This window comes from Dyella marensis (assembly GCF_900112865.1).
Classification (GTDB): domain Bacteria; phylum Pseudomonadota; class Gammaproteobacteria; order Xanthomonadales; family Rhodanobacteraceae; genus Dyella_D; species Dyella_D marensis_A.
In genome coordinates this window covers 375,604-396,129 of sequence record NZ_FONH01000001.1, presented here as the reverse complement: position 1 = coordinate 396,129, position 20,526 = coordinate 375,604, and the positions used below count along the sequence as shown (strand labels likewise).

The following is a 20,526-nucleotide window of genomic DNA, read 5'->3' as shown; positions in this document are numbered from 1 at the left end:
TGTCCGCTCTTCTGTCTTTGCGTCGTGAATAAACAGGCCCGCATGCGCAGGGCTCGCCGCGCATGAACATGGCCCCGCGGACGCCTGTGCCGGTCGGCATCAATCGGTTAAAGTCCCGCTCATGCGATTGATCGTCACGCTCGTTCTCCTGCTCTTCATCGCCGCCGGCGTGGCGCTGGGCGCGCTCAATGCGGACCTGGTCGGCTATGACCTGGGCTTCGCGCGCTTCCAGCTGCCCAAGGGCGCGGCCCTGCTCGCCGCGATGGCGCTGGGCTGGCTGCTGGGCGGATTGACGGCGTGGCTGGGCACCAGCGCGCGGCATCGCCGCCAGCGCAGGCACGCGGCCCGCGCGACGGATTCCAAGCTGCCCGCCGACGCATGATCGCCCTCTATGTGCTGGCACTGCTGATCCCGGTCGCTTTCGTCAGTGGCTGGTGGACCGCCCGGAGCGCCGGCGCGAAACGCTCGGGCGCGCAGGTGAGCGAGCTTTCGTCCGACTACTTCCGTGGCCTGAACTACCTGCTCAACGAGGAGCAGGACAAGGCGATCGAAGTCTTCCTGCGCCTGGCTGAATACAACCGCGATACGGTGGAAACCCATCTCGCCCTGGGCAACCTGTTCCGCCGTCGCGGCGAAGTCGATCGCGCGATCCGCCTGCACCAGCACCTGGTCTCGCGTCCGGGCCTGTCCGATGCGATGAAGACCGTCGCTCTGCTGGAACTGGGCGAGGACTACATGCGCGCCGGCCTGCTCGACCGTGCCGAAACGCTGTTCTCCGATCTGGTGGCGATGGATGCGCACGCGCCGTCCGCGTTGCGCCACCTGATTGCGATCTACCAGCACGAGCGCGACTGGCACAAGGCGATCGAACACGCGCGCCGCCTCGAAGCGATGACCGGCGAGGACGAAGCCGGCATGATCGCGCAGTTCTACTGCGAACTGGCCGAGCAGGCCCGCCAGCACGGCGCGCACCAGGACGCCCGCGAATACCTGCGCCAGGCCTTCGCCTGCCAGCCCGACAGCGTGCGCGCCTTCATGCTCACCGGCCGCCTGTACGCGGAGGACGGCGAGCACGGCCAGGCCATCGACGCCTACGAGGCCGCGGTGGAAGCGGACATCGCCTTCGTGCCGGAAATCCTGCCGCCGCTGCTCAACAGCTACGCGCGCTCGCAGCAGATGGAGCGCGCCGAGCGCTTCCTGCGCGACATCCTGGAGCGCTACCACGGTATCTCGCCGGTGCTGGCGCTCACCCGCCTGTACCAGCAGCGCGACGGCGAGCGCACGGCGATCGATTTCCTCACTTCGCAGCTGCGCCAGCGTCCGTCCGTGCGCGGCCTGATGGCACTGATCGATGCGACCATGGACAAGGTCGAGGGCGAGGCGCGCGAGAACTTCCTGATCCTGCGCGACCTCACCAGGAAGCTGCTGGAAGGCCAGGCCATGTATCGCTGCAGCCGCTGCGGCTTCGGCGCCAAAGCGCACCACTGGCAATGCCCCAGTTGCAAGAGCTGGAGCACGATCCGCCCGATCCACGGCGTCGCCAACGAGTGAGGCCGCGATGATGATGCCTCCCGTGCTGGCCTCCGCAATGGTGCTGGCTGCGCTCGTACTTGCCCTGGCGATCGTGCTTGCCGCGATCGCTTATGCCCGTTCGCGTGGCATGCTCGATCAACCCGGCCAGCGCCGTTCGCATTCCATTCCCACCCCGCGCGGCGGCGGCATCGGTGTGGTGATCGCGGTGCTGGCGACCTCGCCGTGGGCGCTGCTGCTGTTCGCGCCGGCGTGGCCCTGGCAGCTGGCGGTGGCGTTTGCGCTGGCGACGGTGCTGGTGGCGGCGATCGGCTGGTGGGACGACCATCATTCACTGCCCGTGCTGCCGCGCCTGGGCGTACAGCTGGGGGCGTGCCTGCTGTTCGGCAGCACGCTGGCCTTCGAGGGCACGTCCTGGCTGTGGCTGCCCCTGCTGGTGCTCGGCGGCGCCTGGAGCATCAACCTGCATAATTTCATGGATGGCATCGACGGCCTGCTGGCCCAGCAGGGCCTGTTCGTGGCCGTGGGGCTGGCCGTGCTGGCCGGCGGGGCGGGGCAGGTGGCCCTGGCCGTGTCCGCCGCCTGCCTGGCCGCCGCTGCGCTGGGCTTCTGGTGCTACAACCGGCCGCGCGCGGCGATCTTCATGGGCGATGTGGGCAGCGGCACCCTGGGGTTCCTGCTGTTCGCCTTCACCGTGCTGCTGTGGCGGGTCGACCCCGGCCTGCTGTGGCCCGCCGCGATCCTGAGTTCATCCTTCGTAACGGACGCCACCCTTACCCTGCTCAGTCGTTTCCTGAAGGGACGGCGCTGGTACGCTCCGCACCGCGAACACCTGTACCAATGGCTGGTTCGCAGTGGGATGTCGCACGCTGGGGGAGATACGTGCTATCTGGCCTGGAACCTGCTGATCGCGGCGCCGCTGGCGTGGCTGTCATGGTTCTGTCCAGGCTGGGGATGGACGATCTGCGCCGTCGCATATTTGATCGCTGGCGCAGCCTGGATGCTCGCCAGGCGCTACTGTCTGTGGCGTATCCAGCACAAGGCCCGTCATGTCCGTACGTAAACTGATCGCTGTCATCCACCCGCGTGCGGCCGTCGTGCTGCACGACCTGCTGATGGCGGCGCTGGCCTGGTGGGTGGCCAAGTCGCTGCGCTACGCGCTGGTGGGCGACGTCAGCGTGCATTTCCACCTGCTCGAGTTCCCGCTGGTGCTGGCGGTGCAGGGCCTGGTGCTGAACTGGACCGGCCTGTACCGCGGCCTGTGGCGCTTCGCCAGCCTGCCGGACCTGTGGAACATCCTGCGCGCCGCGGTGATCGGCTCGCTGGCGATCGGCCTGATCCTGTTCCTGTACAACCGCCTGGAAGACGTGCCGCGCTCGGTGCTGCTGGTCTATCCGGTGGTGCTGTCGATGCTGCTGGGCGGCCCGCGCCTGGCCTACCGCTTCTGGAAGGACAGCCGCATCGACATGTTCCAGTCGCAGCCGGTGCAGCGCGTGCTGATCGTCGGCGCCGACCGCGCCGGCGAGGCGCTGGCGCGCGACCTGCACCGCGACAGCCGCTACGCCGTGGTCGGCTTCGTCGACGACCACGACAGCCTGCGCGGCGCCAGCATCAACGGCCGTCCGGTGCTGGGCCGGATCGAGCTGCTGCCGGAACTGGCGCGCGAAGTGGCCGCGCAGATGCTGCTGATCGCCATGCCCGGTGCTTCCACCGAGGAAATGCGCCGCATCGTCGAACTCTGCGACCAGACCGGCCTGCCGTACCGCACCGTGCCCAAGCTGGAGGACGTGGTCGCCGGCCGCGCCCAGTTCAACGAGATCAAGGAAGTCGCGATCGAGGACCTGCTCGGCCGCGACGCGGTGGAACTGGACTGGACCGCGATCCGCGAGACTCTTACCGGCAAGCGCGTGCTGGTCACCGGCGGCGGCGGCTCGATCGGCTCGGAACTGTGCCGGCAGGTGGCGCGCCTGGGCGCACAGTCGCTGTGCGTGGTCGACAACGGCGAGTTCAACCTGTACCAGATCGCGCAGGAACTGCGCCAGGAATTCCCCGAGCTGCTGTTCGAGCCGATCCTGGCCGACTGCGGCGATCCGGCCGCGATGACGCGCCTGTTCGTGGAATTCAAGCCGCAGGTGGTGTTCCACGCGGCCGCCTACAAGCACGTGCCGCTGCTGCAGGGCCAGCTGCGCTCCGCCTTCCGCAACAACGTGCTGGCCTCGCGCAACATGGCGGACCTGGCCGACCGCCACCACGCCGAATGCTTCGTGCTGATCTCCACCGACAAGGCGGTCAATCCCACCAGCGTGATGGGCGCCTGCAAGCGCATCGCCGAGATCTGGTGCCAGAACTTCGATGCGCGCTCGACCACCCGCTACATCACGGTGCGCTTCGGCAACGTGCTGGATTCGGCCGGCTCCGTGGTGCCGCTGTTCCGCAAGCAGATTCGCGCGGGCGGTCCGGTCACCATCACCCACCCGGAAATCTCGCGCTACTTCATGACCATCCCGGAGGCCTGCCAGCTGATCCTGCAGGCGGCCAGCCTGGGCAAGGGCGGCGAGATCTTCGCGCTGGACATGGGCGAGCCGGTGAAGATCCGCGACCTCGCCGAGCAGATGATCCGCCTGGCCGGCAAGAAGCCGGGCACCGAGATCCCCATCGTGTTCACCGGTTTGCGTTCCGGCGAGAAATTGTTCGAAGAGCTGTTCCATCCGCTGGAGAACTACACGGCGACCGCGCACGCCAAGATCTTCCTGGCGCAGTACCGCCAGGTCGGCTGGGACCTGCTGCAGGCCCAGCTGGTGAAGGCGTCCGAAGCCACGGTCGCCTACGATGAGGAAACCCTCAGGCGCTGCGTGTCGAGTCTGCTGCCGTCGTTCCGCTGGAGCGACGTGGCGCAGCCGGACAACGTGGTGTCGATCCGTCGCAATGAATCAGGAGAGAAGTGAGTGAGCAAGCCTCTGCGCAAGGTGGTCTTTCCCGTGGCGGGCCTGGGCACGCGTTTTCTGCCGGCCACCAAGGTGGTCGCCAAGGAAATGCTGCCGGTGCTGGACAAGCCGCTGATCCAGTACGCCGTCGATGAAGCCGTTGATGCCGGCGCCGATACGCTGGTATTCGTCACCAACCGCTACAAGCACGCCATCGCCGACTACTTCGACAAGGCCTACGAACTCGAAGCCAAGCTGCAGGAAAAGGGCAAGGACGAACTGCTCGCCCTGGTGCAGGGCACGCTGCCGCGCAACGTGCGCGCCATCTTCGTCACCCAGCCCGAAGCGCTGGGCCTGGGCCATGCGGTGCTGTGCGCCAAGCCTGTGGTCGGCGACGAGCCGTTCGGCGTGATCCTTCCGGACGACCTGATCTGGAACCAGGGCAAGGGCGCGCTGGGCCAGATGGCCGAGCTGGCGCAGGGCCAGGGCGCCGGTGGCGTGATCGCGGTGGAGGAAGTGCCGCAGACCGATACCGACAAGTACGGCATCGTCGACGCCACCCCGATCGATCCGCGCAGCGCGCAGATCCGCCACATGGTGGAAAAGCCCAAGCCGTCCGAGGCGCCGTCGAATCTCGCGGTGGTCGGCCGCTACGTGCTGCCCGGCCGCATCTTCGAGCTGCTGGAAAAGACCACGCCGGGCGCCGGCGGCGAGATCCAGCTGACCGACGCGATCGACGCCCTGCTCAAGGAGCAGGGCAAGGTGCTCGCCTACCGCTTCGAAGGCACCCGCTTCGACTGCGGCAACAAGGCCGGCCTGGTGCGCGCCACCATGCACATGGCATTGCAGGATCCCAAGCTCGCCCCGGTGGTGCGCGAGCTGCTCGCGGGGCTCTGAGGCAGCAGCGGCGTAGGTTGGGGTGAGCCGAAGGCGAACCCCAACATGGCGACCAGGGGAAGGTTCGTTGGGGTTCGCCTTCGGCTCACCCCAACCTACGCCGGCGAAACAGCAGGCATCCGGCCGCCCAAATCCCACCGGCGCCATGCCACAATCCCTCCCGCATTCCGCCAGGAATCGCAGGCAGGATGCAGCAAGGGGAAAACCTCTCGATCGCGCTGTTCCACATCCGTGGGGCGGCGTCGTCGCATGCGGGATTTGGCCCGAGTCCGGCCTAGCGCCGTCTTGTGTCTTCATCGGATGAATTGCCAGGAAGCATTATGGATTTGCTGCGGTTTCTGCTCTCGTTGCCCCTGCGTCTGGTACGCGGCCTGCTCTATGTCATCGCGCTGCTGCTGCGGCCGCTGATCGGCAACGTGTCCTGGTCCGCGCCGGGCTGGGTGCCCGCCACGGGCTCCTTCGTGAAGCGCAAGCCGCTGCACTCGGCGGGCATCGTGCTGGCCGCCGTGGCGATCGCCGCGGGCGGCTGGTTCGGCTGGCAGTGGTACAAGAACCGGCCCAGGCCGGTCGAGCCGACCCGGATCACCTTCGAGGTGAGCAAGCCGGGCATCACCGACTACACCGCGCAGACCATCAGCTACCACCCGCTGGTGGTGCAGTTCTCGCGCTCCGCCGCGCCGCTGGAGCTGGTCGGCAAGCCGGTCACCACGGGTGTGGTGATGGACCCGGTGGTGAAGGGGCAGTGGACCTGGCAGGACGACCGCACGCTGCACTTCGCGCCGTCCGAGGACTGGCCGGTCGGCAAGCACTTCGAGGTGCGCTTCGACGTGCCCAAGTCGTTCGCGCCGCACGTGCTGATGGCCGACGACCATTTCAGCTTCGACACCGAGCCGTTCACCGTGAAGTTCGGCCGCGGCGAGTTCTACCAGGACCCGCAGGACGCCACCGCCAAGAAGACCATCCAACCGGTGGACTTCAACTATCCGGTGGACCCCGCGCAGTTCGAGAAGCGCATCGCGCTCACCCTCACCCAGAAGGGCAGCTCCGACAGCGCGCTGAAGTACACTGTCACCTACGACCCGTACAAGCTGCACGCCTGGATCCATTCGCAGCCGCTGGCGCTGCCGCGCGACGACGGCGCGGTGAAGTACGCGCTCGACAAGGGCGTGCGCAGCCTGCGCGGCGGCGACGCCTACAAGGACAAGCTCGACACCGAGGTAAAGGTGCCGGGCCTGTACAGCCTCACCATCGATGACATCTCGCCGACCCTGGTCGACAACGACAAGTACGAGCCCGAGCAGGTGCTGGTGCTGGGCGTCAGCGGCACGGTGCGCGACAGCGAACTGGGCGGCCTGACCAAGGCCTGGATCCTGCCCAAGCGCAATCCGCAGGTGGAGCAGGGCGATGACGAATCGCCGTATCCGTGGGATGTCTCGCAGGTGGGCGAGGACGTGCTGCGCAAGGCGCAGCCGCTCAAGCTCGAACTGGTACCGACCGAGAACGAGTACGAAGCCGGCCAGAGCTTCAAGTTCCACGCCGAGCCCGGCCAGCGCGTCTATGTGCGCGTGGAGAAGGGCCTGAAGTCGTTCGGCGGCTACATCCTCGGCAAGCCGGCGGTGCAGGCCTTCACCGTGCCGGATTATCCCAAGCTGCTGCGCTTCATGGCCGACGGCTCGCTGCTGTCGCTGAGCGGCAGCAAGCGCATCTCGGTGGTGTCGCGCAACCTGCCGGGCATGAAGGTGGAAGTCGGCCGCGTGCTGCCGGACCAGCTGCAGCACCTGGTCAGCCTCAACGAAGGCAACTACGCGCATCCGTCGCTGAACTATTCCTTCAGCGAAGACCATATCGTCGACCGCTTCGAGCAGAAGCGCAGCTTCCCCAAGGGCGATCCGGGCAAGGCGCACTATGAAGGCGTCGATCTGGCGCAGTACCTGAAGGACGGCAAGCGCGGCGTGTTCCTGCTGCATCTGGCGGCCTACGACGCGGCTGCCGAAAAGAAGCAGGCGGATGCCGCCAAGGCGGCGGAGCAGGGGCTGCAGGCCGCGCCGCGCAGCACCGACGCATCGAACGAAGGCGCCGAATCCGAAGGCGCCGCATCCGAAGGTGAATCCGAAGGCGAAGGCTACGAAGGCGACGCCAGCAACACGCCCGATCCGGTCGACACCCGCCTGGTCGTGGTCACCGATCTCGGCCTGCTGGTCAAGCGCGCCGTCGACGGCAGCCAGGACGTGTTCGTGCAGTCCATCCACGACGGCCAGCCGGTCGGCGGCGCCACCGTCTCCGTGCTCGCGGTGAACGGGCAGACTCTCTTCAGCGAGAGCACCGGCGCCGACGGCGTGGTGCATTTCCCCACGCTCAAGGGCCTGGAGCGCGAGAAGCGCCCGGTGATGTACCTGGTCAGGAAGGGTGAGGACCTCTCCTTCCTGCCGATCGGCAGCTACGACCGCCAGCTGGACTACTCGCGCTTCGACATCGGCGGCGAGCGCAACGCCACCAACCAGGGCCAGCTGTCCGGTTATCTGTTCTCCGATCGCGGCATCTACCGCCCGGGCGACACCTTCCACATCGGCCTGATCGTGCGCGCGGCCAGCTGGACGCGCAGCGTGGCCGGCGTGCCGCTGCAGGCGGAGATCGTCGATCCGCGCGGCGTCTCGGTGAAGCAGCTGCCGCTGAGCATGGACGCCAGCGGCTTCGGCGAGCTCTCCTACGCGCCGGCGGAAACCGCGCCCACCGGCACCTGGACCGTCAACCTGTACATCGTCAAGGACGGCAAGGCCGGCGCGCAGATCGGCAGCACCACCGTGCAGGTGAAGGAATTCCTGCCCGACCGCATGAAGGTCGAGGCCAAGCTGTCGCAGCAGGTGCCGGAAGGCTGGGTCAAGCCGGACCAGCTCAAGGGCCTGGTCGACGTGCAGAACCTGTTCGGCACGCCGGCGGAGAACCGCCGCGTCGAAGCCTCGCTCACCCTGCGTCCGGCCTGGCCGGAGTTCCGCAGCTGGCCGGGCTATCACTTCTACGACGTGCGCCGCGCCAAGGAGGGCTACGAGGAAGCCCTGCAGGACGGCGAGACCGACGACAAGGGCCATGCCGAATTCGACCTGGACCTGAAGAAGTACGCCGACGCCACCTACCAGCTGTATTTCCTGGCCAAGGCCTACGAGGCCGAAGGCGGCCGCAACGTCGCCGCCGCGGCGCAGACCCTGGTCTCCAGCAACGACTGGCTGGTCGGCTACCGCGCCGCGGACAGCCTGGACTACGTCAGCCGCAACACCACACGCAGCGTGCGCCTGGTGGCGATCGACAGCCACGCCAAGGCGACGGAGCTTAAGGATCTGCGCGCCGAGCTGATCGAGCGCCGCTACATCTCGGTGCTGACCAAGCAGGATTCGGGCGTCTACAAGTACCAGTCCAAGCTCAAGGAAATCGCGGTCAACGAGAAGCCGCTGACCATCCCGGCGGCGGGCATGGACTACGCGCTGCCGACCGACAAGCCGGGCAACTTCGCCCTGGTGATCCGGCGCGGCAGCGACCGCGTCGAGGTCAACCGCGTGGACTTCTCGGTGGCCGGCGATGCCAACGTGTCGCGCTCGCTGGACCGCAATGCCGAACTGCAGCTGAGCCTGAGCAAGCAGGACTACGCCCCGGGCGAGGCGGTGGAGATCGCCGTGCGCGCGCCGTACGCGGGCAGCGGCCTGATCACCATCGAGCGCGACAAGGTCTATGCGCACGCCTGGTTCCATGCCGATACCACCAGCTCGGTGCAGCACATCACCGTGCCGGCGGACTTCGAGGGCAACGGCTACATCAACGTGCAGTACATCCGCGATCCGTCCTCGGACGAGATCTTCATGAGCCCGCTGAGCTACGGCGTGGTGCCGTTCTCGGTGAACCTCGACGCGCGCCGCAACGCCCTCAAGGTCGACGCGCCGGCGCTGGTGAAGCCGGGCGAGACGGTCACCTTCAAGCTCAGCTCGCCGCAGCCGACCAAGGCGGTGGTGTTCGCGGTCGACGAAGGCATCCTGCAGGTGGCCCGCTACAAGCTGGGCGATCCGCTGAAGTTCTTCTTCCGCAAGCGCATGCTGGAAGTGGGCACCTCGCAGATCCTCGACCTGATCCTGCCGGACTTCGAGAAACTGATGACCATGGCCGCCCCCGGCGGCGACGCGGACGGCGCGATCGGCCGCCAGCTCAACCCGTTCAAGCGCAAGCGCGACAAGCCGGTGGCGTACTGGTCCGGCATCGTCGACGTGGACGGCGAGAAGGAACTGACCTACCAGGTGCCGGATTACTTCAACGGCAAGCTGCGCGTGATGGCGGTGAGCGTGTCGCCGGATCGCGTCGGCACTTTCGAGGGCGCCACCACCGTGCGCGGCGACTTCGTGCTGTCGCCGAACGTGCCCACCACGCTGGCCCCGGGCGACGAAGCCGAAGTGAGCGTGGGCGTGGCGAATAACCTCACCGGCCTTGGCGGCAAGCCGGTGCCCGTGGCGGTGACGCTGAAGACCGGCCCGCAGTTGCAGGTGCTCGGCGAGGCGACGCAGAACCTGAGCCTGGGCGAGATGCGCGAAGGCGTGGCGCTGTTCCGCGTCAAGGCCACCGACAAGCTCGGCTCCGGCAACCTCACTTTCAGTGCCGGCTACAGCGGCAAGTCGGCCAGGCAAAGCGTGGACCTGTCGGTGCGCCCGGCCTCGGCCTACCGCACTCAGGTCGACGTCGGCCGCGTCGAGGCCGGCGCCAAGGCGGACCTGCCGGACCTGCGCAAGCTCTACGACGAATACGCCGCGCGCGACACCGCCATCTCGTCGCTGCCGGTGGTGCTGGCGCAGGGCCTGAGCAGTTACCTGATCAACTACCAGAACTACTGCAGCGAGCAGATCATCAGCTCGGCGATGCCGCGCCTGGTGCTGCCGAAGTGGCCGGTGGTGCCGGTGTTCGCCCACGTGCTGCAGCCGACCCTGCAGGAGAAGAAGATCAGCAACGAGGAAGCGCTGTCCAACTTCCTCGACGTGCTGCACTCGCGCCAGAACGGGCAGGGCGGCTTCGGCCTGTGGTCGGCCACGCCCGATGCCGAGCCGTTCGTGTCGGCCTACGCGATGAACTTCCTGATCGAGGCGCGCGACCGCGGCGTGAGCGTGCCGAAGGACATGTTCGACGCGGGCAACCATTACCTGCGCCAGCTCGCCGGCGACAACGGCATGGATTCGCTGGACAAGCTGCGCCAGCGCGCCTACGCCGTGTACCTGCTGACCCGCCAGGGCAACGTCACCACCAACGACCTGGCGGCGGTGCAGAAGCGCCTGCAGGACGCGCATCCGGACGAGTGGAAGAACGACCTGGCCGCGGCCTGGCTGGCCGCCTCCTACCAGCTGCTGAAGCAGGACAAGCAGGCCGCGCAGCTGATCGCTGGCCCGCAGAAGTTGCTTGAGCGCAACGACCGCGACAAGAACTACGTGTATGGCTACTACTACGACGCGCTGATCCGCGATTCCAGCGTGCTCTACGTGCTGGGCAAGCACTTCCCCGAGCGGGCCAGGAACCTGTCGCCGCGCGTGTGGGAGAACATCGGCTACGCGCTGTCGCACCGCTGGTACAACACGCTGTCCTCGTCGATGACCATCCTGGCGCTGGACGCCTATGCCAATGACACGGCCGGCGACACGGCCAAGCTCGGCATCGACGAAGTGCATGCCGACGGCGCGGTGAAGGCCATCGCCACTCTGCAGGGCAACCTGATGCAGGCCGGCAGCTGGACCTCCGCGGCGACGCGCCTGCGCTACATCAACGGCGGTTCCGTATCGGCCTGGTACGTGGCCAGCCAGGGCGGCTACGACCGCGACGCGCCGGGCAAGGCGGTGAAGGACGGCCTGGAGATCATCCGCGAGTACACCGACACCAGCGGCAAGTCGCTGGGCGAGGTGAAGGTGGGCGAGGAGATCGACGTGCACGTGAAGATTCGCGCCACCCGCGATCGCGACGTGTCCAATATCGCCATCGTCGACCTGCTGCCCGGCGGCTTCGAGGCGGTGATCCAGCCGCCGCCGGAAGTGACCGACCACCAGGAGGACGGCAGCGAGCAGAACGACCAGGGCGGCGACAGCAAGGTGTCCGCCAGCGCATGGCGCTCGCCGGTCGGCCTGTCCAGCTCGACCTGGACGCCGGAGTACGCCGACATCCGCGAGGACCGCGTGGTGATCTACGGCATCGCCACCACCGACGTGCGCGAGTTCGTGTATCGCATCAAGGCCACCAACGCGGGCAAGTTCATCGTGCCGCCGGCGTATGGCGAGTCGATGTACGACCGCGAGATCCAGGCGCGTTCGCCGGGCGGTGCGACGTTGACCGTGCGCAAGCCGTAAGCGTGAGAAAAAAGCCCCTCTCCCATCGGGAGAGGGGTTGGGGTGAGGGTACGGGCGGAGCGGTACGTTGCGCTCCGCCCGTACCCTCATCCGCCTGCCGGCACCTTCTCCCGGAGGGAGAAGGGTTCCAGCTTGGAGACCGAGGAAATAGCGAAGCTCCGTAGAGCTTCGATCGCAATGAAAGCTCTATTAGCCCATCCCGCCGTCAAAGCCCTCACCCGCTGGATCCTCCGCTGGCAGAACTGGCTCGTCGCCGCCGCGCTGGTCGCCGCGGTGCTGGCCGGCTGCCGCCTGTGGCCGCATCCGCGCCTGCGCGAATGGCTGCCTTCGTCGACGGCGGTGTACGACGACAAGGGCCGCCTGCTGCGCCTCACCCTGGCCAGCGACGACCGCTACCGCCTGTGGGTGCCGCTCGCGGACATCTCGCCCCAGCTGGTGCAGGGCGTGCTGCTGCACGAGGACCGCTGGTTCCGCCTGCACGCCGGCTTCAATCCCTACGGCCTGGCGCGCGGCGCCTGGGTCACCTACGTGCGCCATGGCAATCCGCAGGGCGGCTCCACCGTCACCATGCAGCTGGCGCGCCTGCTGTGGCGGCTCAACACACGCTCGCCGCTGGGCAAGCTGCGCCAGCTGGGCCGCGCCGTGCAGCTGGAGCTGTTCTATTCGAAGGACGAGATCCTCGAGGCCTATCTCAACTACGCACCGTATGGGCGCAACGTCGAAGGCGTCGGCGCGGCCAGCCTGGCCTACTTCGACAAGCCGCCCGCGGCACTGACCCTGCCGGAGTCGCTGACCCTCGCCGTGGTGCCGCAGGATCCGACCCGCCGCCTGCGCGCCGCCGGCGAGACGGAACAGCCGGCGCTCGATGTGATCAACCGCCAGCTGGCCGATTCGCGCAACCGCCTGTATGCACGCTGGGTAGGCAGGCACCCGGCCGATGCGGCGCTGAAGCCGCTGTTCGCCCTGCCGCTCAACCTGCGCTCGCTGTCGCGCCTGCCGTTCGAGGCGCCGCATGCGGTGGAACAGCTGCTCGCCGCGCGGCAGCTGGATGCCGGCGCCACCGACAGTCGGGTCGCCACCACGCTGGACCTGGATCTGCAACACAACCTGGAACGCCAGGTCGGCCGTTACATCGAGCGCAACCAGTCGCGCGGCGTGCGCAACGCGGCGGCGATCCTGGTCGATACGCGCGACATGGCGATCAAGGCGATGATCGGCTCGGCCGGCTACGGCGACGCGTCCATCCACGGCCAGGTCAACGGCACGCTGGCCAGGCGCTCGCCCGGCTCGACGCTCAAGCCTTTTATCTATGCGCTTGGCTTCGACCAGGGCGTGCTGCATCCACAGACCGTGCTGCGCGACGTGCCCACTTCGTTCGGCCCGTACACGCCGGAGAACTTCGACGGGCATTTCCTCGGTCCCGTGACGGCGACCGAGGCGCTGGTGCGCAGCCGCAACATCCCGGCGGTGTGGGTGGCCTCGCAACTGCGCAGCCCGAGCTTCTACCAGTTCCTGCGCGACGCCGGCATCGGCCGCCTGGCCAGCGAAAAACACTACGGCCTGGCCCTGGTGCTGGGCGGCGGCGAAGTGACCATGCAGGAGCTGGCCGGCCTGTACGCGATGCTGGCCAATCGCGGCGAACTGAAACCGCTGCGGCTGGCGGCGGGCGATCCCTTGGCCAAGCAGGGCACGCGCCTGCTCAGCGAGGAAGCCAGCTTCATGGTGATGGACATGCTGCGCCAGAACCCGCGTCCCGACGAAACCACCGGCGCGCAGCCGAACCGCCTGCCGGTGTATTGGAAGACCGGCACCTCGTGGGGCTTCCGCGACGCCTGGACCGCCGGCAGCTTCGGCCCTTACGTGCTGGTGGTGTGGGTGGGCAATTTCGACGGCAGCAGCAATCCGGCCTTCGTCGGCGTGGAGGCGGCCGCGCCCTTGTTCTTCCAGATACTCGACGCGCTGCGCGCCGAGCAGCCGGGCCTGGCCGAGCCGATCCGGCACATGCCGGCCAACCTCAAGCGCGTATCGATCTGCCTGGCCAGCGGCGAGCTGCCCAACCAGTGGTGTCCGCAGAAGGGCAGCACCTGGTTCATCCCGGGCAAGTCGCCGATCCGGGTCAGCCAGGTGCACCGTCCGGTGGTGATCGACGACGCCACCGGCCAGCCGGCCTGTCCGCCCTACGACGGCAAGCGCACGCACCTGGAGGTGTACGAGTTCTGGCCGTCCGAACTGCAGCAGGTGTTCATCCAGGCCGGCATTCCGCGCCGCACGCCGCCGCGCAACGAGGCCTGCATCAACGGCGGCGAGGCAGTCGGCGAGCCGCCGGGCATCACCTCGCCGCTGCGCGGCAGCATCTATGCGCTGCGGCTGAAGCGGCGCGACGAGGATCGCATCGCCTTCAGCGCCAACGGCGACGCCGCCACGCGCACGCTGTACTGGTTCGTCAACGACGCCTATGTCGGCAGCAGCGCGCCGGGGCAGTCGCTGTTCTGGCAGCCGCCGACCGCGGGCAACTACGAGGTGCGCGTGGTCGACGACCGCGGCATGAGCGATACGCGGCCGCTCGGTGTCAGCCTGGTGGAATAAGGTGTGCCCCTGCCAAGGGTCACGCCGGGCCTGCCGCAACGCTGCGCTATGCTGCCAGGCCTGTACCGCGCAGCCTGCCTCCGATGGGAACGATGAAGCAGCCACCGGCCCCTTCCTATTACCGCGCCACCGCCAGCGCCTACGAACCCTATGCCGCGCTGCGCGGCCGGGCCGAGGCCAAGGTGGTCATCGTCGGCGGCGGTTTCGCCGGCCTGCATACGGCGCTGGGACTGGCCGAGCGCGGCGTGCGCGACGTGGTGCTGCTGGAGCGCGAGCAGGTCGGCTTCGGCGCGTCCGGCCGCAACGGCGGCTTCGTGTTCGCCGGCTACTCGCTGGGCGAGCAGAGCCTGCTGGATCAGCTCGGCGAGGAGCGCGCCCGCGCGCTGTTCGGGCTCACCACCGCGGCGGTCGAACGCATCCGCGCGCAGGTGCTGCGCTATGGCATCGCCTGCGATCTGGTCGACGAAGGCGTGCTGTGGGCCAACTGGTTCCGCGATCCGGCGGTGCTGCGCCGGCGCCAGGCGCTGCTGGAAAAACACTACGGCGTGCAGTGGGAGTGGGTGGCGCAGGACGCGCTGCGCGAACGCGTGCATACCAGGCGCTATTTCGACGGCTTGTACGAGCGCAACGCGTTCCACCTGCATCCGCTGAACTTCGCCATCGGCCTGGCCGCCGCGGCCGCGGGGCAGGGCGTGCGCATCCACGAACACACCGACGCCTGGCAGCTGCGCCGCGACGGCCTGCGCTGGCGCGTGGAGACCGACCAGGGCACGGTGCTGGCCGAGCACGTGGTGCTGGCCTGCGGCGGCTACCTGGCCGGCCTGCGGCGCGCGATCGACCGCGCCATCCTGCCGATCGCCACCTATGTGATGACCACCGAGCCGCTGGGCGACCGGCTGCGCGCATGCCTGGACACGCGCGCCGCGATCTACGACACGCGCTTCGCCTTCGACTATTACCGCCCGCTGCCGGATACGCGCCTGCTGTGGGGCGGCCGCATCTCCATCCGCAACCGCTCGCCGCAGGCGGTGCGCCGCCTGCTGACGCGCGACCTGCTGCGCGTATTCCCGGCGCTGCAGGGCGTGCGCATCGACCATGCCTGGTCCGGCCTGATGAGTTATGCGCGCCACCAGATGCCGCAGATCGGCGGCGGCGACGAAGGACTGTGGTGGGCGCAGGCCTTCGGCGGCCACGGCCTGGCGCCGACCTGCGCGGCGGGCGAGCTGCTCGCCGCGGCGATCGCCGAACGCGACCAGCGCTGGAAGCAGTTCGCCGACTACGGCCTGGCCAGCGCGCACCGTCCCGCCGGCTACCTGGCCGCGCAGGCGAGCTACTGGTGGCACCAGGGCAGGGACTGGTTCAAGACGAGACTGGAAGCATGACGACACAGAACACGCCGGACACGCCGCAGATCGGCTGGAGCGACTTCGAGAAAGTGCTGCTGGTGGCCGGCACGGTCACGCGGGTGGAGGCTTTTCCCGAGGCGCGCAAGCCTGCCTGGAAAGTATGGGTCGACTTCGGTCCCTACGGCGAGAAGAAGACCAGCGCGCAGATCGCCGCGCTGTATGCGCCGGAGGATCTGCTCGGCCGGCAGATCGTCGGCGTGATCAATTTCCCGGAGAAGCAGATCGGGCCATTTCGCTCGCAGTTTCTGCTGACCGGCTTTCCGACCGACGAGGGCGTGGTGCTTACCGCGATCGAGCGCCCGGTGCCGAATGGCACGCGGATGGCATGAGCCATTCATTGCCCGGAGCAGGCCATCTCCAGTCCATGCGAGGCAGGCATCGTAGGTTGGAGTGAGCGCAGCGAACCCCAACCCGGTCCGCATGACCGCCGCCATGTCGGGGTTCGCTGCGCTCACCCCAACCTACGCCGGGGACGAATCATGAAGCATCCGCTACACCTTTTTTTCGCTGGTGCCGCTGCATTGGCTTGCGCCTCGATTCACGCCGCCGCAGCCGACGACCGCGGCTGGACCAGGCCCGAACAGCCGTTCCGCATCTATGGCGATACCTGGTACGTCGGCACGCATGGGCTCAGTGCGATCCTGATCACCTCGCCGCAAGGCCACGTGCTGATCGACGGCACCATGCCGGAGAACGCCAGGCTGGTGGAACAGAACATCCGCTCGCTCGGTTTCCGCATCGGCGACGTCAAGGCGATTCTCAACTCGCATGCGCATTTCGATCATGCCGGCGCCATAGCCGCCCTGGCGGCGGCCAGCGGCGCTCCTGTCTACGCCAGCCGCTACGGCGCGGAAGAGCTGATGGCCGGTGGCGACTACGCGGAAGACCCGCAGAACGGCGAGGCGCCGCATTTCCCCAAGGTGGCCAAGGTCAGCGTGGTGGCCGACGGCGGCACGGTGAAGGTGGGCGACATCGTGGTGACCGCGCACTACACGCCGGGCCATACGCCGGGCGCCACCACCTGGACCTGGCGCTCCTGCGAGAAGGACCGCTGCCTCGACGTGGTCTACGCCGACAGCATCACCGCCTTCACCAATGGCGTGTACCGCTACAGCGACCCTGCGCATCCCGAGCGTGTCAGCGGCTTCCGCAAGACCTTCGACATCGTGGCGGCGCTGCCCTGCGATGTGCTGATCACCACGCATCCGGACATGAGCGATTTCCTCGACCGCGCCGCGGCACACCGCGCGGGCAAGCAGCCGGATCCGATGATCGACCGCCAGGCCTGCAAGGCGTTGGCGCAGTCATCGGTGGTGAAGTTCGAGGCGAAGCTGAAGGAAGAACGGGCGGCTAAACCGTAACGCTTCAAACCTCGTCATTCCGGCGCAGGCCGGAATCCAGTAGCGGGGCGCTGCATTCAGTGCGTGTCGCCTCAAGGTGCCGCTCTTGAATGTCCTCGCGACATTCGAACGTTACCGCCACTGGATTCCGGCCTGCGCCGGAATGACGAGCTTGGGACGGTGACGAGCTTCGGGCGGTGACGAGCTCAGGGCGGTGACGCGCCTGGGGCGGTGGCGAATCAGCCGCCGCGATCCAGCCAAACCTCCAGCCCCTGCGCATTGAGCTCGATATCCATGCCCAGGATCTCCAGCAGCTCGTCGCGTGTCCCCTTCCACCCATGCGCCGCCACCCGCTCGGCATACAGGTCGGTCAGCGCCCACTTCAGCCACTCGTGGCGCTTTTCCTTCGGCTCGCCGCGCACCGCATGCCCCAGGCTGACCATGGCGTCGATCTGCGCGTGCAGGCCCTTGGCCAGCCGCTCGATATCGCCGACGGGGCCGAAGTGGGTGACGTACATGGCCTCCGGCTGCAGCGCGACCAGGCGGCGGATCGACTCGTGCAGCGCCTCCGGTTCGAACTGCACCGGCGTGCTGGTCGGCAGCGCGAAGGGACCGCGCTCGGTATCGAATTCGCGATAGGACAGCCCGAAGGTGTCGCCGGTGAAGCAGGCCCGGCCCTGCTCGTCGTACACGCACAGGTGATGCCGCGCATGCCCCGGCGTATCCAGGCAGCGCAGCGGCCGGCCCTGCAGCTCGACGATGTGGCCTTCCGGCGCCTCCACCACGCGCTCGGCGGGAATCGGCCGCAGCCGCCCGTAGGTCTTCTCCATCACCTCATCGCCGTAGACCGCGCTGGCGCCGGCCCACAGCTGGGTCGGATCGATCAGGTGGCGCGCGCCGCGCGGATGCACCACGGCCCTGGCGTTGGGCAGCTGCGCGATCAGCTCGCCGGCGCCGCCGGCATGGTCCAGGTGCACGTGGGTGAGGATCAGCCAGTCCACCTGTTCCGGCGCCAGGCCGGCCTGGTCCAGCGCCTCGAGCATGCGCGGCACGGCGGCATTGGTGCCGCAGTCGACGAAGGCGCCGCGGCCCTGTTCGACGATCAGGTAGGCGGCGTCGAAGCGCGGACGCACGAAGCCGGTATCGATGACGTGGATGCCGTGTGAGGGAGCCATATCCGCCTTCGCCGTGGATTGAGGTAGGTTGGGGTGAGCCGAAGGCGAACCCCAACGGGCGATGGTGAGTGCGGGGCCTGTTGGGGTTCGCCGCCGGCTCACCCCAACCTACCATTATTTATGGCCATGACCCACTTCCTGCTACTGGTGCTCGACCTGCTCGGCACCTTCGTGTTCGCCCTCAGCGGCGCGCTCACCGGCGTGCGGCGCCAGCTCGACCTGTTCGGCGTGCTGGTGCTGTCCTTTGCCGCGGGCAATGCCGGCGGGATCACCCGCGACCTGCTGATCGGCGCCACGCCGCCGGCGGCGATCGCCGACTGGCGCTACCTGGCGGTATCCATGCTGGCCGGCATCGTCACCTTCTACCGCTACGCCCTGATCGAGCGGCTGAAAAACCCGGTGCAGCTGTCCGACGCCGCCGGCCTGGCGCTGTTCGCCGTGGCCGGCGCGCAGAAGGCGCTGGCGCATGGGCTCAATCCGGCGATGGCGGCACTGCTGGGCATGCTCACCGGCGTGGGCGGCGGCATCCTGCGCGACGTGCTGGTCACGCAGATTCCGACCGTGCTGCGCGCGGACCTCTACGCGGTGGCCGCCCTGGCCGGCGCCGCCATCGTGGTGGCGGGCGACCTGCTGCAGGTGCCGCCCGCCGTGTCCACCCTGGCTGGCGCGGCGGTGTGCTTCGGCCTGCGCTTCATGGCGATCCGCTACGGCTGGCACCTGCCGCGCGCGGCGACGGGCGGGCAGGAGCCGCCGGCCTGAGGCTCATGTCGCGTCGTGGAAGATGAGGCCCAGCGTGTGGCGCCGTCCCGAGCGCAGCTCGCTCACGCCATGGCGCAGGTTCACCCGGTAGCTGCCGCGGCTGCCGCGCACGGGACGATGGTGCACGGCGAAGATCACCGCATCGCCCTGGCATAGCGGCACCACGTGCGGGCGCGACTGCATGCGCGGCCGCTGCTCGGTGAGCACGAATTCGCCGCCGCTGAAATCGCGCCACGGCTCGGACAGCAGCACGGCGACCTGCAGCGGAAACACCTGCTCGCCGTAGAGATCCTGGTGCAGGCAGTTGTAGTCGCCGGCGCCGTAGCGCAGCAGCAGCGGCGTGGGGCGCAGCTGGCCGGCGCGATGGCAGCGTTCCAGGAAGTCGGCATGCCGCTCCGGATAGCGCACTTCGATGCCCATGCTCTCGTTCCAGCGGTTGGCCAGCGGCGCCAGCCGCGGGTACAGCGCCTCGCGCAGTTCGCCGACCGGTGCGGGCAGGGGATAGGCGAAGTACTGGTACTCGCCACGGCCGAAGCCGTGGCGAGCCATCGTCACCTTGCTGCGGAACAGTGCCGGGCGGTCGTACAGCGAGGCGACGCGATCGCAGGCGTCCGGTGTCAGCAGGCCGGGCAGCATGGCGTGGCCCTGGGCATCCAGCTGCTGCAGCACGCGCGGCCAGTCGAAGTGCTCGAGCGTCGCCGCGGCGTCCGCGTCCGGCACCAGGTTCAGCGCCGCCTTCATGCCCGCGCCTCCCGCGCCAGCAGCGCGCGCTTGCGCTCGACGCCCCAGCGATAGCCGGACAGCGCGCCGTCGCCGCGGATCACCCGATGGCAGGGCACTGCCACCGCCAGCGCATTGGCGCCGCAGGCCTGGGCCACCGCGCGCGAGGCCTCGGGCATGCCGATGCGCAAGGCGACTTCCTTGTAGCTGGCCGTGCCGCCGGCGGGGATCGCGCGCAGCGCTGCCCAGACCTTGCGCTGGAACGGTGTGCCGCGCAGGTCGAGCGTGGCGTGGAACGCCGTGTCCGGATGTTCGATCAGCGCGCGGGCCTGGGCGAGCGTCGCCGCCAGCGCAGCGTCGTCGCGCGACAGCTCCGTGTGCGGGAAGCGGCGATGCAGATCGGCTTCGAGCGTTTTCGCGTTCTCGCCGAACAGGATCGCGCATACGCCGTGCTCGCTCTGCGCCACCAGCAGCAGGCCCAGCGGCGACGTGCCGATGCCATAGCGCAAGGTTTCGCGCGCGCGCTCCGGATGGCAGCGCGCGCAAGGGCGGAAGCCGGCGCGCTCGGCCTCTTCGCGGCTGTGGTGGAACGCGACGTTCTCCGGTCGCGCCGGCCGCGCCGCGCATGAGGGTTTGCAGTACACGCCAGTCGTGCGCACCGAATACCAGAACGATCCGTCCGCGCTCTTGTCGCGGTTGCGCATCTGCGTCCAGCGCGGATCGCGCAGCGTGGCGTCGATGTGTTCTTTCATCTTGATTGCGCAGTTCATGGCGTGGCTCCTGGTTCGAGGGTGAAGCCAGCTTAGGTTGCGCGATGCGTGGCGACACTCCGG

The 20,526-nt window shown here is 68.4% G+C and carries 14 protein-coding genes; 11 read left to right on the top strand and 3 right to left on the bottom strand.

All coding sequences use genetic code 11. The features are described from left to right. The first annotated feature begins 121 nt into the window (after positions 1-121). The 10 genes from BM172_RS01570 to bla all read left to right on the top strand — a co-directional run bounded on the left by BM172_RS01570 (position 122) and on the right by bla (position 17,060). Positions 122-382: a lipopolysaccharide assembly protein LapA domain-containing protein gene (locus BM172_RS01570; protein WP_026634344.1), complete on the top strand. Its 261-nt coding sequence runs from the start codon at positions 122-124 to the stop codon at positions 380-382. Continuing rightward, positions 379-1,551 carry a lipopolysaccharide assembly protein LapB gene (lapB, locus tag BM172_RS01565; protein WP_026634343.1) on the top strand — a complete coding sequence of 391 codons (1,173 nt, stop codon included), beginning with the start codon at positions 379-381 and terminating at the stop codon, positions 1,549-1,551. The genes BM172_RS01570 and lapB overlap by 4 nt, the downstream gene beginning before the upstream one ends. Positions 1,552-1,558: 7 nt before the next feature. Next, positions 1,559-2,593 carry an MraY family glycosyltransferase gene (locus BM172_RS01560; RefSeq protein WP_231504153.1) on the top strand — a complete coding sequence of 345 codons (1,035 nt, stop codon included), beginning with the start codon at positions 1,559-1,561 and terminating at the stop codon, positions 2,591-2,593. Further along, a complete protein-coding gene (locus BM172_RS01555; RefSeq protein ID WP_026634341.1) occupies positions 2,580-4,475 on the top strand; it encodes a polysaccharide biosynthesis protein in 1,896 nt (631 codons plus the stop codon). The genes BM172_RS01560 and BM172_RS01555 overlap by 14 nt, the downstream gene beginning before the upstream one ends. Continuing rightward, positions 4,476-5,351 (top strand): UTP--glucose-1-phosphate uridylyltransferase GalU, encoded by an 876-nt coding sequence (galU, locus tag BM172_RS01550; protein ID WP_026634340.1) that lies wholly within the window; start codon positions 4,476-4,478, stop codon positions 5,349-5,351. 320 nt (positions 5,352-5,671) lie between these two features. After that, positions 5,672-11,707: an alpha-2-macroglobulin gene (locus BM172_RS01545; RefSeq protein ID WP_026634339.1), complete on the top strand. Its 6,036-nt coding sequence runs from the start codon at positions 5,672-5,674 to the stop codon at positions 11,705-11,707. 177 nt (positions 11,708-11,884) lie between these two features. Further along, positions 11,885-14,293 carry a penicillin-binding protein 1C gene (gene pbpC / locus BM172_RS01540; protein ID WP_026634338.1) on the top strand — a complete coding sequence of 803 codons (2,409 nt, stop codon included), beginning with the start codon at positions 11,885-11,887 and terminating at the stop codon, positions 14,291-14,293. 92 nt (positions 14,294-14,385) lie between these two features. Next, positions 14,386-15,675 carry an NAD(P)/FAD-dependent oxidoreductase gene (locus BM172_RS01535; protein ID WP_026634337.1) on the top strand — a complete coding sequence of 430 codons (1,290 nt, stop codon included), beginning with the start codon at positions 14,386-14,388 and terminating at the stop codon, positions 15,673-15,675. Further along, positions 15,672-16,028: a tRNA-binding protein gene (locus tag BM172_RS01530; protein ID WP_026634336.1), complete on the top strand. Its 357-nt coding sequence runs from the start codon at positions 15,672-15,674 to the stop codon at positions 16,026-16,028. The genes BM172_RS01535 and BM172_RS01530 overlap by 4 nt, the downstream gene beginning before the upstream one ends. A gap of 150 nt (positions 16,029-16,178) precedes the next feature. After that, on the top strand, positions 16,179-17,060 hold the full coding sequence (bla, locus tag BM172_RS01525; RefSeq protein WP_035322830.1) for a subclass B3 metallo-beta-lactamase: 882 nt from the start codon (positions 16,179-16,181) through the stop codon (positions 17,058-17,060). 218 nt (positions 17,061-17,278) lie between these two features. Here bla and BM172_RS01520 read toward each other — a convergent pair whose 3' ends face one another. Further along, on the bottom strand, positions 17,279-18,214 hold the full coding sequence (locus tag BM172_RS01520; RefSeq protein WP_026634335.1) for an MBL fold metallo-hydrolase: 936 nt from the start codon (positions 18,212-18,214) through the stop codon (positions 17,279-17,281). Between the two features lie 126 nt (positions 18,215-18,340). Between BM172_RS01520 and BM172_RS01515 the strand changes: the two genes are divergently transcribed. Further along, on the top strand, positions 18,341-18,973 hold the full coding sequence (locus tag BM172_RS01515; RefSeq protein ID WP_428844752.1) for a trimeric intracellular cation channel family protein: 633 nt from the start codon (positions 18,341-18,343) through the stop codon (positions 18,971-18,973). A gap of 3 nt (positions 18,974-18,976) precedes the next feature. On the opposite strand, the gene BM172_RS01510 is transcribed toward BM172_RS01515, so the two are convergent. Together BM172_RS01510 and BM172_RS01505 are read right to left on the bottom strand one after the other, a co-directional pair. Then, positions 18,977-19,714, bottom strand: a complete 738-nt coding sequence (locus BM172_RS01510) for a 2OG-Fe(II) oxygenase (protein ID WP_051548458.1) — start codon at positions 19,712-19,714, stop codon at positions 18,977-18,979. Beyond that, on the bottom strand, positions 19,711-20,463 hold the full coding sequence (locus tag BM172_RS01505) for a methylated-DNA--[protein]-cysteine S-methyltransferase (RefSeq protein WP_081805092.1): 753 nt from the start codon (positions 20,461-20,463) through the stop codon (positions 19,711-19,713). Before BM172_RS01505 ends, BM172_RS01510 begins: the two co-directional genes overlap by 4 nt. Between the last annotated feature and the right edge of the window lie 63 nt (positions 20,464-20,526).

Coding starts and splice junctions, on each gene's coding strand:
- BM172_RS01545 (WP_026634339.1), top strand. CDS start 5,672: ATGGATTTGCTGCGGTTTCTGCTCTCGTTGCCCCTGCGTCTGGTACGC.
- BM172_RS01510 (WP_051548458.1), bottom strand. CDS start 19,714: ATGAAGGCGGCGCTGAACCTGGTGCCGGACGCGGACGCCGCGGCGACG.
- lapB (WP_026634343.1), top strand. CDS start 379: ATGATCGCCCTCTATGTGCTGGCACTGCTGATCCCGGTCGCTTTCGTC.
- BM172_RS01555 (WP_026634341.1), top strand. CDS start 2,580: ATGTCCGTACGTAAACTGATCGCTGTCATCCACCCGCGTGCGGCCGTC.
- BM172_RS01570 (WP_026634344.1), top strand. CDS start 122: ATGCGATTGATCGTCACGCTCGTTCTCCTGCTCTTCATCGCCGCCGGC.
- BM172_RS01560 (WP_231504153.1), top strand. CDS start 1,559: ATGATGATGCCTCCCGTGCTGGCCTCCGCAATGGTGCTGGCTGCGCTC.
- BM172_RS01515 (WP_428844752.1), top strand. CDS start 18,341: ATGACCCACTTCCTGCTACTGGTGCTCGACCTGCTCGGCACCTTCGTG.
- bla (WP_035322830.1), top strand. CDS start 16,179: ATGAAGCATCCGCTACACCTTTTTTTCGCTGGTGCCGCTGCATTGGCT.
- pbpC (WP_026634338.1), top strand. CDS start 11,885: ATGAAAGCTCTATTAGCCCATCCCGCCGTCAAAGCCCTCACCCGCTGG.
- BM172_RS01535 (WP_026634337.1), top strand. CDS start 14,386: ATGAAGCAGCCACCGGCCCCTTCCTATTACCGCGCCACCGCCAGCGCC.
- BM172_RS01530 (WP_026634336.1), top strand. CDS start 15,672: ATGACGACACAGAACACGCCGGACACGCCGCAGATCGGCTGGAGCGAC.
- BM172_RS01520 (WP_026634335.1), bottom strand. CDS start 18,214: ATGGCTCCCTCACACGGCATCCACGTCATCGATACCGGCTTCGTGCGT.
- BM172_RS01505 (WP_081805092.1), bottom strand. CDS start 20,463: ATGAACTGCGCAATCAAGATGAAAGAACACATCGACGCCACGCTGCGC.